The 17,969-nt window shown below is 36.6% G+C and carries 6 protein-coding genes; 1 reads left to right on the forward strand and 5 read right to left on the reverse strand.

All coding sequences use genetic code 11. From position 1 onward, the window contains the following. Positions 1-430 precede the first annotated feature (430 nt). The 5 genes from F5ESL0259_RS07010 to F5ESL0259_RS07030 form a co-directional block, all read right to left on the reverse strand. Complete coding sequence (locus F5ESL0259_RS07010; RefSeq protein WP_122037947.1) at positions 431-1,531, reverse strand: DUF871 domain-containing protein; 1,101 nt, start codon at positions 1,529-1,531, stop codon at positions 431-433. 14 nt (positions 1,532-1,545) lie between these two features. Further along, a complete protein-coding gene (locus F5ESL0259_RS07015; protein ID WP_046325441.1) occupies positions 1,546-2,910 on the reverse strand; it encodes a PTS sugar transporter subunit IIC in 1,365 nt (454 codons plus the stop codon). A 289-nt stretch (positions 2,911-3,199) separates the two neighbouring features. Further along, positions 3,200-3,598 (reverse strand): nuclear transport factor 2 family protein, encoded by a 399-nt coding sequence (locus F5ESL0259_RS07020; protein WP_233558048.1) that lies wholly within the window; start codon positions 3,596-3,598, stop codon positions 3,200-3,202. Positions 3,599-3,751: 153 nt separating this feature from the next. Next, the gene (locus F5ESL0259_RS07025; RefSeq protein ID WP_122037949.1) at positions 3,752-5,308 is read right to left on the reverse strand and encodes an SLAP domain-containing protein; all 1,557 of its coding nucleotides are present in this window, start codon (positions 5,306-5,308) and stop codon (positions 3,752-3,754) included. A 143-nt stretch (positions 5,309-5,451) separates the two neighbouring features. Then, on the reverse strand, positions 5,452-6,804 hold the full coding sequence (locus F5ESL0259_RS07030; RefSeq protein WP_122037950.1) for an MFS transporter: 1,353 nt from the start codon (positions 6,802-6,804) through the stop codon (positions 5,452-5,454). Between the two features lie 410 nt (positions 6,805-7,214). Between F5ESL0259_RS07030 and F5ESL0259_RS07035 the strand changes: the two genes are divergently transcribed. Then, complete coding sequence (locus tag F5ESL0259_RS07035; RefSeq protein WP_158596016.1) at positions 7,215-17,951, forward strand: SLAP domain-containing protein; 10,737 nt, start codon at positions 7,215-7,217, stop codon at positions 17,949-17,951. Positions 17,952-17,969: the final 18 nt, after the last annotated feature.

A 17,969-nucleotide genomic window follows, 5' to 3' on the forward strand; every position in this document is an offset into this window, starting at 1 on the left:
TCATCTTGATAGCACAAATAACGCTCATTGTCGCAAGTAGTAGTTCCCATTGGATGAGATTCTAACTTGTTTTAAAGGTTGGTGTCAAACATGTTGAAATAAATCGAGTATTCTCTCTTTTACATGAAGGATAATTACTTTCTTTTTAAGATAATTTTAAAAGTAGTTAATCAGGTTCAGAATTATAGATTCAGCTCAGATAAAAATATGATCGCTACCGAGCCGTTTTAATTCCAACACTGGAAGCAGATAATTATAATTATCATTCTTAAAACATAGTTAAGAAAAATCTAAAAACACAACCTGGTATTTTTAATTCTCTTCCTTTATCTGAAATAACTTACATGTACAATTATACTATTTTATTCTTAAAAAATTGCACAATAAAAAGCCATGAGCAATTGCTCATGGCTTTAATAATTAAATTAACTTAGTTAGATTCTCGTAATATAAATGTACTCCAAGGCGCAATGCCTTTCAACAAGTCCAAATCATCTGGACAGATATGACCAACAAGATTACGTCTGCCATCATTTGCAAATGGAGTTAAGACAATTTGTAATTCTCCCTTGTAGCGTGGATATTTATCATTAACAACAACTATATCTCCTCTTTCAAAAGAGGCTTTATCGTTATTATGTGCAGGAATATCTTCTTTAGCATAAACGACACGGGGTTGTGTATCACGCAATAAAAATTCAGAAGCATCACCACGATACAAATGTGGCTCTTTAAGACAAATTGTCTTCTCAATTGGCAAAATATCTTGTTCGAATTCAATGCCAAGAGCAGGAAACGGACTGTTAAAAGCTTTTGCAGCAGCAGCTAGTTCACCTTCGCTGGCAAACGCATTGCCAAAAATAATATCATCAATTTTTTTACTCAAGCGCAAATGTGTTACTTGACTAAAAATATCTCTTTGACGATCGCTTTCCATTGTTGGTAAACCTTCATGAACAGGCCACGGACCGAATTGAGCATTTTTAGATGAAATAAACGCAGCGGTATGTAAGCCATAGTCACGATACTTTTGTGAATATTCATTAAAAATTTTCTCACTTAATCCCGTGTATTCTTGAGGATAAAAGTTATGACAACCAATCAAATTATCAACTTCAGGGTCATAAGCCATAATACTATCCAAATAATTAGTACCACGACTCATATTAAGTTCTATTTTTAACCCATATTGATTATGAGTCATAGCGGCTTCTTCCATACCGCTGAAGCCCTCATCTAACCTTAAGCCCCAAACGCCTAAGTCATGGAAAAAGACTAAATCATTATAGTCAATTTTTAATTCTTTAAATAAAACGGGATTAATATCAACTACGGTTTTAAACCCTAAATCATTTGCATAAGCAACGTCTTTTTTTAACTTGGCAAGTAAATCTTCACCGCTGGCACTCTTTAATTGCAAGAGTGAAGAAAAAATTCTGCTGTAGCCATACTTGTGAGCTAAATCCATATATTCTTTATCCTGCTCAAATGTACTTTGTTCGGGATAAAGGGAAATACCTAACTGTTTCATAAAATTATTGCTCCTTAAACTTTATTAACTTTTTCAGGATCCATGTTATTAGATGCAATAACGAATGGTACATAGATTAGGAAGCCAACAACCATATTAACAATTTGTAAGATAACTGAACGCCAGTCAATCGTAGCGATTATTGCGTTAAGAAATGGCGGCATTGCCCAAGTAGTCTGTACTGCAACCGGACTTACCCAGCCGAGACTCAAAACGCCATAGGCAATTGATACCATAACTAATGGAGCAAGAATGAATGGAATAATGTAAATTGGGTTCAAAACAATTGGCATACCAAACATCATTGGCTCGTTAATGTTGAAGATTCCAGGTACAAGAGAAACCTTAGCAACAGCACGTTCATCTTCACGTTTTGAAAAGGCAAGAACAGCCAGAATAAGTAACAGTGTTGAACCTGCACCACCAATCCAAACGTAAAGGTCGAAGTCGCTTCTAGTCCACATATATGGTAAAGCTTTTTGCATCTTGTGGGCATTAACGTTAGCGATTAATGCTGTTGTCCAAATACTTTCAGTAACTGGAGCAAGAACATTGGTACCATGAATACCAAAGAACCAGAACAGTTGTACTAAGAATACAATTAATAATAATGAACCATAGCCTTGACCCATCTTCATTAATGGCTCTTGAATTGTTTGAGCAATTAGGTCAATAACCGTAGTGTTCTTTAAACTAAATAGATAATCAATAATACCGACAACGAACAAACCAGCAGTTGCTGGAATAATACCAGTAAAGGCATTAGAAACTGCAGGTGGCACACTTTCAGGCATCTTAATAGTAATATGTCTCTTAACTAAAGCAATATAAACTGCAACTGAAATGGCACCCATAATCATTATGGTAAAGAAGCCGTAAGCACCAAAGTACTTGTTAAAGTTAAACCAGCCCCAGGCACTAACATTTTTACCGACAACAGCTGTACCAGCATCAGTTAAGGTCTTTATATCACCTTTAGTAAGAGCATTTTTCAAATCAACTGAAAAGCTCTGAGGCAAGCTCATAATAAATGTGCCTAGTGTAAGAAGACCACCCGCAATTGGTTCAACTTTATACTGCACACACATCTGATAACCAAAGGTAAAGGCAAACAGCAAGCCCAAAATAGCAGTTGATCCTGTCCAGACCATTGCATTGATACTAATCAGCCATTGCATTGAGTTAACAACACCCATCCAGCCTAAGTTGGTGGGAACGTCTCTAAAAATGGCATTCAATACACTAGCAACAGAACCAGCTAACATTATTGGCATTATCGAAATAAAGGCGTCACGTAAAGCTACAAGCCAGCGAATTGAACCAATCTTGGCTGCAACAGGTACTAGATGCTTATTTAGCCAATTAATTATAGCATTCATAATATTTCCTCCTACTAATATTTCACTACAATTGTATTATAGCACATTAAATGAAAACGTTTTACTATAAATCGGTGAAAAATGTTGTGGCAGTAAGGTTTAGAGCTTTGGTCTAAACCAAATTAGTCTTCTATTTCAATATATTTATAGCTTTTGAATATAAATGGTATATACCATATTTTTCTTCAAAAAATTTTTAACTTTTTTCTTTTTGCAATTAAAAAAGAAATTATTAAATTTATATTGTATCCAACAATGAGCTTCATATATCATGTTCACAAATTCTTAGTTACACCTTGTCCTTGTATGGTCGGTATGTCTCATGTTTGGTTGAATATTCCACTATACTTTTTATCTTGTTATCAGAAAAAGCTATTAGAGAAACACCGTCAAAACAATATTCTTGCTTTTCTTTAGCATCAAAAAACCAAGTAACTACAAACTGGTCAGAAGAAGTATAAGCTATGCTCAAAATATCCCATTTTAAAACTGTCTGCTCTTTAGACTTTGAATTGATATAGGCTTTTAGCTCATTTAATCCCTCATAAGTAGCACCATAACATTCACGGTAATAGACATCTTGGCTAAACCAGTTATCAAGTCTACTAAAATCGCTTTCTAGCCATGAATTAAAATATTCTCTAATAATCTTTTCCTCAGCGAAAAGTTGCTCTGTTGTGTGCATCATTTTCCCTCCTGTCGGTTTTCATTTTGACTTTCAGAATCTATCAATATTATAAGCTTAAAGTTAAAGAGCTTTATATAATTTACTAAAAAAGAACACAGTTCACATTTTCAGCGAATTGTGTTCTTTTTAGTTTAGCTGATTTTTATTTACAACTTATTTGTTAGTTGTGACGTAATCAGTGATAATTACAGGTTTTTGGAAACCATTAGCACTAATAATTGTCAGTATCGTATTATTGTTGCTAAATTGTACAGCACTCTTGTCTATACCATTTACGCTGGCAACTAAATCAACAATTTGACTGGCTTCAGTTAATGACAAGTTCTTTAAATCACTAACAATTATCTTTTTACCATTTAAAGCTGCTTTAGCAGTATTAATTTTACTTAAAGCATCATTTACTTGAGTAACAGTTGACTTAGCAGTGTTAACCTGACTTCCACTGGATATAGCCGCGTCATAAGCATCGCGTAATGATTTAGCAGAAAGCTTATAAGCATCACTGGCTTTAACAGTTGTATCTTGACTCAAAGCATCTTGCAAAGCTTTTTTATCGGTTGCTGAAGCAAAAGTATTTTCATTCTTAGCTGCTTCTGGAGTGTTGACTGGTGATAATTTAACACCATTAACATTACTAATATCTGATTCTCTCAGATAGCCATTCTTATCACTTTGCAACTTGTAAAACAGTGCAGATTGGTTTTCAGCAGCTACCCAAATATAACGCAATTCTGTTACACGTGCAGTGTGGCCTTTAGCAAAAGTCTTAGTTGATTGCAGAACACCTTTATTGTTGTAGACATTAGCTGTGCGAGCCAAAGTAACAGTGGTTACATTTTTATCACTTTCAGGCTTTGAATTTGCAGGCTCAAGTTGCTTGCCAGTAACAATTCCCACATTATTCTTTTTAACCCATTGATCATTACCTGGGTAATTAGCGTCATTAATATGATAATAAAGCTTTTTACCTATATATTGTAATTTATCAACTGTGACCTTTTCACCACTCCTAATCAGAGTCTTGGTGGTTTCACCATTACTATCGTAGACATAAGCATTGTGATTAAGAAGAATTACAGTTGGTTCGTTTTGATTATCGCTTGGTACATTTTCATTCTTACCAGGTTTCTTATTTACTGGCTTCAGTTTAGCACCACTGGTTTTACCAACATTTGCGGCTTTTATAAACTGATCACTTTGACCACTAATTCTGTAAAACAACTTTTTACCAATATAAATTAACTGGTCGAAGGTAACAGTTTGGCCTTTCTTAATTTTCTTCTTGTCTGTTTTGCCTTTAGCATTATAGATATATGAATTATGCTTAATTTTTGCAGTAGCTACTGGTGCACTTTTAGTGACCTTTTTACCATTAACATAGCCAACATTAGCAGCCTTAATGAAGGCATTATTACCAATGCTGTAATAATCCTTTTTATTAATAGTTACTTTACTACTAAATGATAGAGTAATGCCTTTAGCAATTTTAGTGTTTTTAGCACTACCCATGTAGGTCTTCAAGCGTTTACCATTTTTGTCATAAACATAAGCATTATGACTCAACTTAATGGTATTCTTCTTTGTCGTCTTTTTCTTAGCGGTAGTCTTGTTAGCGGCTTGAACCACAACAGCTTGACTTGCACTAAGCACAGGACTGACACCTATTAATGCAGCAGCAGATACCATTAATAATTTTCGACTAATTTTCATTTGTTTCCAACCTCGTTATTTAAAATTATATCGGTACATAATATTGTATACTTAAAAATCGCTAATTCAAATAGCTTAAAGCATTACTTACCTTTTTTTAACACTCTTGCATCAATGTAAAATGTCTGCAAAATTCTTTTAATCTAATTATTATTACTTTCTGCTTCTTGGCGCATCTTGTTTTCACTAATAGCGGTATAAATTAAGAAAATTAATGCCGCAAATGAGGCAACGTAAAGAACCGAGTTGCTGGCGATCCAGCCAAATTTATCAACTAGTATCCCGATTAAAGCAGTAGCCAGAGTTTCACCAAAAATGTATTGGAAAAAGCCCATGAAACCCGTTGACGCACCTACTGCATATTTCGGGACAACCTCATTAATCATTAGTCCCACAAGTGTCAAGGGAGCATAAATCAAATTACCCATTATGATTAAAGCGGCAATTATCAGAGCATGATTATTACTGAAAAAATATAGCGTTAAGCAAATTAACGTCCCAATCACGCAAGCGATTGAAACTAATGCGCGGCGACCTTTTAAAGCATCTGAAATCGCTCCAATAATAATTACTCCCGGAACTGATGCTAATTCAAAAATGCCGATAATCCATTTAGCAGCTGCAGGATCGAAGCCCTTATTCTGGACTAAATAAGATGGGATCCAGCTCTGAATGCCGTAGCGAACCAGATAAAGTGACATTGAAGTCAGAGTAACTGCCCAAACTAATTTATTTTGCAAGATATACTTAACAAAAATTTGGCCCACACTCAAATCAGTCTGATCCGCAGTAGAAACCTGCCCATTCTCCAGAATAACTTTGTCGCCTGTATAAGTAGAAATGTCAGGTAACCCGACCACCTTAGGTCTATCAGCACCCAAAACTAAAATTAAAATACAAATGATAAAGGAAACTGCTGAGGATGTATAAAAGACAGCTGGAATTGAACCTGAAAAAAGAAAAACTGCCAGTTGCACTATGGACACACAAATAAATGAGCCGGCATTATGTGCTGAAGACCAAATGGAATACATTGTTCCTCTCATTCTTGGTCCCCACCAGAGCTGAATCATTTTTTGGCAAGCTGCAGCCCCCATTCCTTGTGTGACTGCCATTAAAAACATTAACAACATCATTAAATAAAGGTTGTGAGTTGAACCTAAAAAAATATTTAATATTGCAGACAATAACAGTCCTACCATTAAATACCGGTTGGAATCACACCTATCTGCCAATACCCCCATAAAGAGTTTGGCTATGCCGTAGCCAATACCAAAACAAGACAAAATGAGACCAATATTAGCTGTAGAGAAATGATATTCTTTCATAATATCATTTTGTTCTGTGGTAAATACAAGGCGAATGATGTAGTACCCAATATAGCCAATACAAGTTGCTAGTAAAACTCCTAGTTGCCGCCATCTGTATGTTTGTGCCACTTTTTCTTTAGGAACTAGCATATTCGAATCAGGCTGTTTTAAAATCCATTTAAACATCATAAATGCCTCCTCCCCTTCAGGATATCATAGAACTTTCTCAATACTTAAAATGGTGCAACTAATTTAAAACATAACAAATTATGTATTTCAGCAACTGTATTTTTTCTTCGTATTTTAGCAAATCAAATAAATTATATAACAATATTATTTAGATATATATATAAATTTTAGCTGTCTTATTTTGAACAGTTTTTTTAATATCATCATCTAATTTTTGCCTATAAAAGCCAATTATTGTTATCTAAAATTTAATGCTAGCGTTATTTTTATTTAATTTTTACTGTTTTATTTTTATAGAATTTGTTATTTATAAACTAATACTTTAAAAAACGCAATAATTGACATTTATATCATCATCTACTAAATTGATAAATGTATAGTAAATGGAAATTAGAAAGGAAATTTCTATGTTAGGAAAGAATAATTACAATGAACGGGTGAAAAAAATGGCAAAGCAGGCTAAGCAAGACCATTTCTCAATTCGTAAATTGAGTATTGGTACTACTTCTGTATTGCTTGGCTTTACTTTTTTAGGCTTAAACAGCAAAACAGTTAAGGCTGATACAGTTGTTCCACCTCAACTAACTGAGAATAATGCCTATTCTCAAGCAAATCCTTTTTCGCAAGACAGCAACAAAAATACCACACGAGCTACATCTACTGCTACTTACAAAACAAACAAGCCAGAAGGGGAAGCAAATTTAACCGCATTTTCTGGCTTGAGTTCGTTTTTGAGGGAGAATAATAGTAACAGTAAACAAAATGACACTGCTCAAACTAATCAAACTGCTGCCAATAATGACGATCCAAACAAAGAAGGTTCCAGCGTAAATAGTGCAGACAACAATGATATTAATACAGACAATGAAGATAAAACAGAAACTAACAGCGATAACTCGGACAAAGAAGAGCCCCATACAGACGATACTGCTAAGCAGGAAACTGGCAAAACAGATAAAAATAAGGACACCGCAAAGTCTAAGATCACCGCAAAAGATGCAAAAGACGCTGGTAAAAAAGTAAGCGTTGGTAACTGGAAGGATTTTATTAGCGCCCTAACCAATAGTAATGTAAGTGAAATTGATATTACCAATAATATTATTGCTGATAAAGAGACCGGTCATAATCGCCAGGCTTTTCCGGGCAGAAAATTATTAATTAAGTCTGCAGGTAATGCGAAATATACCCTTGATTTCAAGAGTAACCACCCTACTCTTACCGGTAATTCTTCTTTAGATATTACTTATGAAAACTTAATACTTAAAAGTACCGATTACTATGGTGTCGCGGATACCTATAATATGACTAGAGGGCAAACGGCTAAAATTACTTTTAGAAACATTATCTTTTATGGTTCACAATTAGCTTATACCAAAAACAATACTGACATTATTTTTGAAGGTCAAATTCACGCGGAAACTGTCAAAATTCCAAGCAATATTGGCGGTTGGTTTGACGGTAATAATCAGCAACTTTTAGAATTTACTAACAGCAATAATAGCATTACTTTTAAAGCCGGCTGCCACTTTGACGGTTCAACATTTGGTGGTACCTTGATTGAAATGAGAGGAGAAGGCAATTCTCTTACTGTTGAACAAGGAGCAGTTGTTAACCTGACCCCACTTAAGACGTATGATGGCTCAAATGGTGCTAACAACGGTGAACACGGCAATCCAATCAGTGCCATCTTTATTAGTGACGATGCACAAGTAACGGTTCATGGTCAAGTGAACATTAATATCGGACAAAGTGAAGGAATTAAGTATGCGGGCAAGCAAAATAATGGCCAGGCCAGAGCCATTTATTTAAACAACGCCAATTCAAAGGTCAATATTAGCAAAAATGGTGCAATTACCGTTAACACGAATGGTAATATTTCAACTAAAAATAAGCAAAACCTGATTTATATTGGGGGCGATTTTGCCATTAACTCTGGCGGTGCTCTCAAGATTACTGGACAGAACATGGGTAATTATACTGGTTCGCTAGTGCAAATTGATGGTAAAGCTAATGTGCAAAACGGCGGCTTTGAAATTCAATTAGTTGGTGATGCCGGTACTGGTGCAATAAAATTGGTTGATGTGGCCAATACTGGGCAATTGATTGTTAATAACCCTACTTCTCTTGTGTTAGATGCCCATCTGAATAACAATGACCGCACCAGCATTATCGGTGATAATAAAGTCACTGTCACAAATGTTCGCCAGTACTTAAACCTTGGTGAACTTTTAAATGGCTCTGCTCTTGGCAGCAATTTAGTCTTGCCGCCATTTCATGTTTTACAAGTCGAAAAAACTGCTAAAACTGTCGCAGTTAATAAACTGGAAGTATTAAACGGTAATAGGATCTTCGATTTAGAAAAAGTAAAAAAAGATAGTCCCCAGTTTAGCGCCATTCTCAGTAAAGCACCTGAAAACTTTCAGAAATTGCTGCAAAATTACAATCATCAAAGCTATGACCAACTCTTTCAGGCTATCGTGGAAGCAGCTTTTTCCAATAAAAGCAACCCAGGCTACAATAATATCAGATTTACACCAGCCAATCAAAGCGGTTTCTTAGATATTGACCCAGAAGATGTGACAGTAACTAATCAAGACGATGGCTCCAAGCTGGTCAAGGGTCATGTATCATACTATAATCCTGCAAAAGACGGCCCAGATAGCGACAGCTTTTTTAAAAATATCTTACCTGGTGGTACTGAAGCTTATATTTTAGCCAGTTTCAAAGATAGTGGCTTTTACAAAAATGGCCAGGCCCTCATTGATTCATCAATCGCTAATCCATACGCTGAAACAGTTGATACTTATCGCGGTGAAGCAAATGATTTGGCAGTTTTGCCAACCAAATTTGCCGCTAAAGTTGCTCCTGATGGCACCTTTATCATTACCATTCCTGCTGAAATTACTACCAGGATGGCTAAAGACGCCACAATTCAACTAACTCCTCACGCAAACTTCATTGAATATAGTCCGTTAGACATTGCCAGTGGCGACCGCCCTACTACAGTTAGTCTCGGCATCAAACCATTTAGCGAGATACAGCAAGAAGCAGCTCAGGAAATTACTGATGCTATTAACGATGCTAAAACTAAAAAGCCGGCAAATTTAACTGCAGATCAGGAAAAAGCACTGACAGATGCATTGAATGAAGCTGCCAAGTATGCTACTAATAATAAAAATAGCAATTATGATTCTAAAAAATCAGTTTATGGCGTCCAATCTTCCAAGACGGCAATCAGTGAAATAAATAATAGGAAAAAGACGGCTTTAGACTTGGTCAATAAGGCTATACAAACAGCCCAAAGTCAAGGAGAATATGAAAAAGCTAAAGCGGCTGCAATTGACAAATTAAACCAGCAAGCCGACGAGCAAGTTAAAAAGTTCCCTGCACAAGAACAATCTATCACTGCTGCTAAAAACCAAGCCATTAGTAAAGTACAGGCTGCTGCCACAAATAACACTAACATCGATCAGGTTGTTAATGACGGTATTAATGCCATTAATCAAGCAGGAAAAGATTACCGAGATAATATAAAAACTAATATTAACCAGGCAATTACAAAAGTCGAAAATGCCATTGACGCAGCCGCTAAAGATGAGAATGTTAAATCACCGGTAGACGAGTTAATTAACGGTATAAAAGACAAGCTCAAGCGGCCAAAAGAAATTGTTGCTCCTGACGGTGATCTTGATCAAGACGAAGATGAAGCGGCTATTAATAACCATCAAAAAGAAGCCAAAGCTCTACTCCCAGGTGTGCAAGATACCGTCGACGCAATTAATGCATTAGAAGATGCTGCTAAAAAGCAAATAGCGCAGTATGGTGATGATCGACCTGAAATTCAAGCTGCTTTAAATCAAGCTATCAAAGATATTATTAACAGCAATAATCCTAAAGATGATCTTAACAATGGCATTGATAAGATTAATGGCACACATGCTAATAAAGTAAAAGACCAGGCAGCAAAAGATATTAAGGAGACAGCTGCTCAAGCTAAAGAACGGATTCAAAAATCTGGTTTATCTGGTGCTGAACAAAAACAATATCTTGATGAAATAGACCAAGCAGTTGCTGCTGCAACAGCTACTACTGGTGATACTGCCAAATCTATTTATGGCACTGATGACGGTGAAATTATCAATAAGAGAAAAGCTGCTGCTAAAAGTTTAATCAACAAAGCTACTGCCAAAGCTGAAATTGCCGACTATACTAAGGGCTACGAGAGTGTCCTTGGTCAAGTTGGCCAAGCCAAAACCGCCATGACAGATGCCCTAACGGCAATTGATAAAATTGAAGATAATGCTGCTAGCAGCCAAAATATTGCCCAAGCAGAAAATACAGCTAAAGAAAATATCTTAAATGCTTTTAAGGAAAATGCTAAAGCTCAAGTTAAGGCGGACGCAGAGACAGCTAAAGGCAATTTAGGAGTTGAGCAAGAAGCTAATATTGATGAGGCTGTTACCAATGCTATTAAAGATATTGACAGTCATAGCTCTGCTGCTGACATCAAGCAAGATATTGCTGACGGTAAGCAGAACGTTTTAAGTGCTTATAAGGATGCTGCTAAAAAGCAACTGGAAACAGTTAAACAAGACGTTACTAACAAAATTCAGAATAATCCTAATTTAACGGCCAAGAATAGAGACGATGCTGCCAATAAAGCCAGTGAATTGCTTACCGGAAGTCAAGGCTATAATAGCCGCATTGATAATGCCGAAACTATAGCTGATACTAATACAGCTACTAAAGAAGGCACTGCCGCATTAAACAATTTACTTGATGAGCAAAACTTAAATGGTCGACGTAATCAGGCCATTGCAGCTATTCAGGATGCTAAAAACAAAGCCATCGCTGCGATTACAAATAATAAAAACCTGAGTGATGCAGAAAAAACTAAATATCAAGAATTAATCAATACTGCAACTGATGCTGGTGTTGCTAAAATCACGCAAGATGAAGATGAAACTGCAATTGCAACAGACGAAGACAGAGCCATTAAAAATATTACTGGTTATCAAGAAAATGCTGCTAATACCGGCTCTACTAATTTAAATAAGCAGCGCCAAGATGCAATTAAGGAAGTTGAAGAAGCAGCTAATAACGCTTTAAGTACAATTGACAACTTTGACGATACCGTTTTAAGTCCAGAAGATAAACAACATTATCAAGAAACTATTAATAAAGACTTAGCTAATGCCAAAGCAGCAATTAATGCAGCTAAAGACAATGATGGTGTTAATTCCGCTAGACAAGCTGGTAAAACCAGTATCAATGAGGATTTGGCGGCTAGTCAATTAATAGTCGCAAAATCTCAGGCAAATATAGCGTTGCAAGCTGAGAAGAAAAAAGACTTAGATACTATTAATCAGGCTTTTACCGATAATAAAATTAATAGCGAGCAAAGAGACGCCTTAACAGGCAAAATTAATAGCTTCTACGAAACGGCAACCAGCAAAGTTTACAATGACTCGACTGCTGAACAACTGGCTAAAGATAGAGATAACGGCATTGCTGCTATGGCCAGCGTTGCTAGCAGTATTGCCAGTGAAGAAGCAAAATACTTAGAGCAACAAAAAGATGACGCTTTAACCAACAAAGACACTGGCCTAAATGCTCTAGCAGAAAAAATTCGGACAAGTATCGAAAAAGATCCTAACCTTTCCGGCAAAGAAAAAGGTGATTACTATGACGAAATTAGTTCTGCTTTAGCTTCAGCCAAAACCGATATTCAAAATGCTCATTCCCAAGATGAAATTGCTACTGCAACTAATGCCGGTCGAGAAGCTTTAAATAAAATTCTTGCTAAAGTAGTATTGCAATCAAGTAGAAGCGCTGCCCTTAAAGATTTGTTGAATGCCTACACCGATGTTTCTAATCAAATTACCAACTTGCAGAATGTTAACAGTACTACTAAAGACGGATTAATTAAGCAGCTAACCGATTATTATAATGATGCAGTTGCTAAAGTAAAGAATGTTCCTGCTGCTCAAGTCGATTCTGAAAAACAGCAAGGCATTGATAACATGAACACAGTTATTAGGGATGCGCAAAGCCTTGATATCAATATTGATCATGCTAAGCAAGAAGTCGACAAGCAGGCTGATCAAGCAATTTCTACCATTAATCAATCTGCGATGTCTGACGCGGATAAAACTCAAACCATTGCAAAAATCAACGATGAAAGAGCTAAAGCTAAGCAAAATATTGAATTGCAAAAAAATAATGATGCCGTAGACAAAGCCAAAAATGATGGTCAAGATGCTATTGGTCAGGTTGCAGCCACAGCTATGACAGCTGATTTGGAGAATGCTAAACATCAAAGCGAAGAGGCTATTAACCAATCTGCTCAAGAAGCAATTAGCAGATTAACTACCTCCTATAATTCTTTAAGCGCTGAAGAAAAAGCAGACGCTAGTTCCCAATATGAGCAGGCAATCTCTGATATTAATCAGGCTGTTGCGGATGCCAAGAGCAAATCGCAAAATAGCAAAACAAAAGACGGTATCAATAAAATCACTACTGCTACCATTAATGCCATTAATAAAGCGGAAGTAAGTGGTAACTTAGCAATTACCAAAGCACAAGCCAGAAAAGCTATTAAAGATGTCGCAGACGAAATCAAAAACAACTTAAAAGATAAAAAGGATCAAGACAGTGTTGATTCTATTCTTGAGAATGCTGCTGCAGAAATTGCTGCTGCAAAGGATAGTGGCTCTGTTTTAGGCATTAGAGATTCTACCATTAATCACATCAAAGGAATTAAGACTACAGCAGATTCTAATGATGCTGCCAAAATTCAAAATGCTAAAGATAAAGCGATTAATGCACTTACCGAAGAACTCAATGGCAAAACTGGTAATCCTGATACTCCGGGAATTTTAACTCAAATTGACCAAATCACAGGCTTAAGCGCTGAAGAAAAAGCTCAATATAAGAGTCAGGCAACTGCTGCCAAAAATAAAGCCGTTAGTCAGATTAACGCTCAGCAAACAACAGACGATATTACAGCAGCTAAGACTACTGGAATTATTAACATTGACAAGGCTTTAAGCGCCGCACAATTACAAGCGTCTAAGAATAATGCTAATAAATACTTAGCAGATATTGCTCAAACTGCTGCAGATAATATCAAGAAGATCGAACAGTCGGCTCTAAGTGATACTGAGAAAGCGCAACAAATTGACTTAATCAATTCAAATAAAGAAACAGCTATCCAAAATATTAACCAGGCGCAAAGTCCAGACGAGGTGGAGAAAGCCAAACAAGGCGCTGAAAATGCCATTACTGGTATTGTTCAGAATGCTAAAGAAAACGCAGCTTTACTGCAGGAACAAAATGCCGCCTACAACTCACTGGTTGAGCAGGCTAAAAAGCTGAGCCAGCGCTTAAACGATGACCGTTTGCATAACAAAATTGATCAAAATCAATATGATGACTTAAGTAAGGCTATTAGTGACGCTTTAAGTGCAGCTAAAGCCGAAATTTCTGCCGCCACTCATCTGGATAAAATTAATGCTGCCAAAGGTAATGGTGAAATAGCTCTTAACAAGGTCAATAATGATATTGCTAACGAAGAAGCTCTAGCCCAAGCTCTAAATGATTTACAAGCTGCAGCCACTAACGCCAAAGCTAAAGCTGCTGAAGTCGAAGACAGTACTGTTGCTGACCAAATGAAAGCACAAATAGATCAGGAACAAAAAAAAGCAGCAGCAAAGATTATTAACGCCAGGAGCAGTAAGCAAAACACTATTACGCAAATTCAATCAGCTGCAGAAGATGGCATCACCACAATTAACAAACTAGGTGAAGACTTTGATCGTAAAAAACAAATTGTTAAGGACTTGAAAGATCATGCCGCAGAAGCCAAAGCTGACATTGATAGTATAGGTTTAGCCGGCAACGATGCCGCTAGTGGCTATAAAGACATTGACCAGGCCTTAAATGATGGTATTAGTTCAATTTATGGCGGGACAAGTGAACAGCTATCCCAGTTAGAACAAGATGCCAAAACAAACATTGATCAGGCGAAATTGCCAAGCAAACTGACTGCAGAAAAGAATAAACAAATTAATAAGTTTAAGGACTATGTTAAGAGTAAAGGGAAAATTGAAGATGTTGCAACCAACCTAGAGCAAGATCAAATTGACGCTCTTCAAAAGCAATTGGAAGAAGCCGTTAACAAAACCATTGCTAACATTGCCGGTATTAAGCTTGAAAACAACTACGAAGATGCTAAAACACAAGTTGAAAATACCGAACAAGGTATAGTGCCAGAAGGTGAAACTGCTAATTTTGGTGAGAAAGAAATCGACCGCATTTTCCAAGTTGCACAAGAAAAAGCCGAAATAGTTAAAGCGAAACAAGATGCAATCTCTCAGGTAGAACAAGCACAAAAAGAAGCAAATGATGCCATAGAAAAATCTGGTTTGTCCCCAGCAGACCAGCAAAAGCAGAAGGAACAAGTTCAAAAACTTGTTGAACAAGCAAAAACTGACATTAATTCTGTTTCGCAATCTGAAGCCGGCGCTAAAGATCAAATAGATAGTAATAGAAAACAAGCTATTACTAATATCAACAGCATTAAAGAACAGACAGCCCTGGCTGGCCATAAGACAAAAGCCGAAAGCATTCTGAAAGATAAACAAACCAACGCTCATGCTGTAATTGAACAATCTCAATTAACTGCCGAGCAAAAGGCAGCAGCCAAAAAAGCAGTTGATGATGCATACAAGCAGAGCTACCAAGATATCGAAAGTGCTGCTGCAAGTCCCGACATCCCAGAAGAAGCTGATATTGGGCAAAATATTGATCGTCTGTTAATTAAGCCTGAAACTGGCAATGAACCAGAATGGTTTAATAATGAACAAAATAATGCCCTTAAGGGCGCTGAAGGAGTAGATGGCATTAACGATGCATACAGTAAATTAAAAGACAGACTGAAAGATAAGCTGTCACCAGAATTGCTAGATCATATTGACGAGCAAATTAAAGCTATTAATAATGCTACTGATATCCAGACTGCTAGCGCTGCTTATGATGAGGCTATGACCATCATCCATAAGCAGCAGGCTAAGGCTGACATTGACGAAGAAGCTGCAAAAGTAACTGCAGAAATCGACAGTAACGATAAATTAGCTGCTGAAACAAAGAACAGGCTGAAAGAGCAAATTAAAGATGATAGCCAGAAAGCCAAGGATCAAATTGATGCAGTTAATGCTCCTAAAGGCGATACATCGGGCAAAGAGGACCAGATTGATAAAATCACAGAAACCGTTAAATCCGATATTGGCAGTGCTGGTAATGCCGCTAAAGAGGAATCTATTAGTTCGCTTAAAGCAGAAGCAAACAATGAATTAGCTGCTGAACATCAAAAAGCAGTTGCTGAACTAAAAGAAAAATTTGGTAAAAATGCTGATACCACCAATGTTGATAAAGCATATCACGAGCACTCACAGGTGAATGGTGACTCAATTGCAGATATTACAGCAGCTAAGATTGCAGCTGCAAAAGAAATAGCTAAAGGCTCAGTAGCTGACACTGCTGCCAATGCTAAAAACCGAGTTGATAAATTAAAGCATCAAGATGGCAGCGATTATACTAGTGCTGAAAAGCAGGCAATTAAAGATTACATTGATCAAAAAGCGGCTAAAGCTAACTCGGATCAAACGGGCACTATTGATCAGGCTCAAGATTCTGCTGGCGTAGAAAAAGCCAGAAAAGAAGCTGTCGAGCAAATAAACAATATTATTGGTGCTGATAGTAAGGAACTGGATGATATTTTAAATAGCAACAGCACTGTACTAAAAGAGAGATTAACAGCTGCCTATGATTCCGCTGTTAAACTTCTCAAAGACAGATTTAAGGATAAGGCAAATACGACCAGCATTGATCAAGCATACGAAAGTGCCAAAGATGCTCTCAATAATTCTATTAACGCAGATAAGCTGGCCGCAACAGAGTTAATTGGTGAAAAAGAAATAGCTGCTGAAGCTCTGGCAGACGCACAAAATGCAGCTACAAGTGAAATTCAGTCATCAAGCAAATACACTGAGCAGGAAAAGAAAGCTATTATTAACCAAATTTCTACTGATATGAATAATGCAAAAGATGCCATCAATCAGCCTGAGGTCAATGACAGTCAGACAATTACTAAACTGCGTGATGATGCTATTAAGCAAATGTATCTTAATGTTACGGATTCTGCCACCATAGACCGTATTCTTCATAATATTAATCACGAAAATGAACATAGTTCTAGCAATCATTCCGTTCCTACCCCTGCTAACAATATGCCAGTTAATACTACCAGCAAAGAAGATAATGAGGCAAAACTTGATTTAAGCAGCAGAGAAGAATTAACTTTAATGCATAACGCTTACCTTTACGATGAAAATGGCAAACGTGCTAACAAAGTTATTCTTGGTGCCGGCTCAGTCATTACTTCATATGGTACCAAAGAAATTAACGGGCAGAGCTATTACGTCTTAGTCGATAAAGGCAATCAGAATAAAATTTACTATATTGCTCTGGGTAATGTTATTCCTACAAGTCAGAAATTAAAACATAATGCCTATGTTTACAATAAACATGGCAATCGCATAAAGAAAGCTGGTGTATTAAGAAAAGGCAATAATATTAAAACCTATGGCAATGCAGTCACAATTCGGGGCAAAAAATATTACATTATTGCCCAAAACCGCTTTGTTAAGGCTGCAAATATTGCTTTGCAAAAAGCCGCTAGTGCAGCGCCGAACAACGAACTCGTAACGGAAAAGGCGAGACCAGCAGCTGCAAAAACTATTATGCACAATTCCTATCTATATGATCAAAACGGTAAACGTGCTAACAAGATCGTTATACTGGCCGGTTCAATTGTTAATACGGTTAACCAGCGATTCATCAATGGTAAGAAATACTACGAACTGGATGATGGTTTATTCATCGCCGCTAACAATATTGATTCTAATAAGCTTAAATTGAGGCATAATGCTTATGTTTACAGCCAACATGGTAATCTAATTAGCACAAAAGTTTTAAGGAAACAGCAAGTAATTAAAACTTATGGCAGTCCTGTCAAAATTAACCACGAAAAGTACTTTATCATTGCTAAAAATAAGTTTGTTAAAGAAACTAATTTTAAATAATTAGATGTAGCTTACTAA

This window comes from Lactobacillus sp. ESL0259 (assembly GCF_003693045.1).
Lineage (GTDB): Bacteria > Bacillota > Bacilli > Lactobacillales > Lactobacillaceae > Lactobacillus > Lactobacillus melliventris.

Coding starts and splice junctions, on each gene's coding strand:
- F5ESL0259_RS07020 (WP_233558048.1), bottom strand. CDS start 3,598: ATGATGCACACAACAGAGCAACTTTTCGCTGAGGAAAAGATTATTAGA.
- F5ESL0259_RS07025 (WP_122037949.1), bottom strand. CDS start 5,308: ATGAAAATTAGTCGAAAATTATTAATGGTATCTGCTGCTGCATTAATA.
- F5ESL0259_RS07030 (WP_122037950.1), bottom strand. CDS start 6,804: ATGTTTAAATGGATTTTAAAACAGCCTGATTCGAATATGCTAGTTCCT.
- F5ESL0259_RS07015 (WP_046325441.1), bottom strand. CDS start 2,910: ATGAATGCTATAATTAATTGGCTAAATAAGCATCTAGTACCTGTTGCA.
- F5ESL0259_RS07035 (WP_158596016.1), top strand. CDS start 7,215: ATGTTAGGAAAGAATAATTACAATGAACGGGTGAAAAAAATGGCAAAG.
- F5ESL0259_RS07010 (WP_122037947.1), bottom strand. CDS start 1,531: ATGAAACAGTTAGGTATTTCCCTTTATCCCGAACAAAGTACATTTGAG.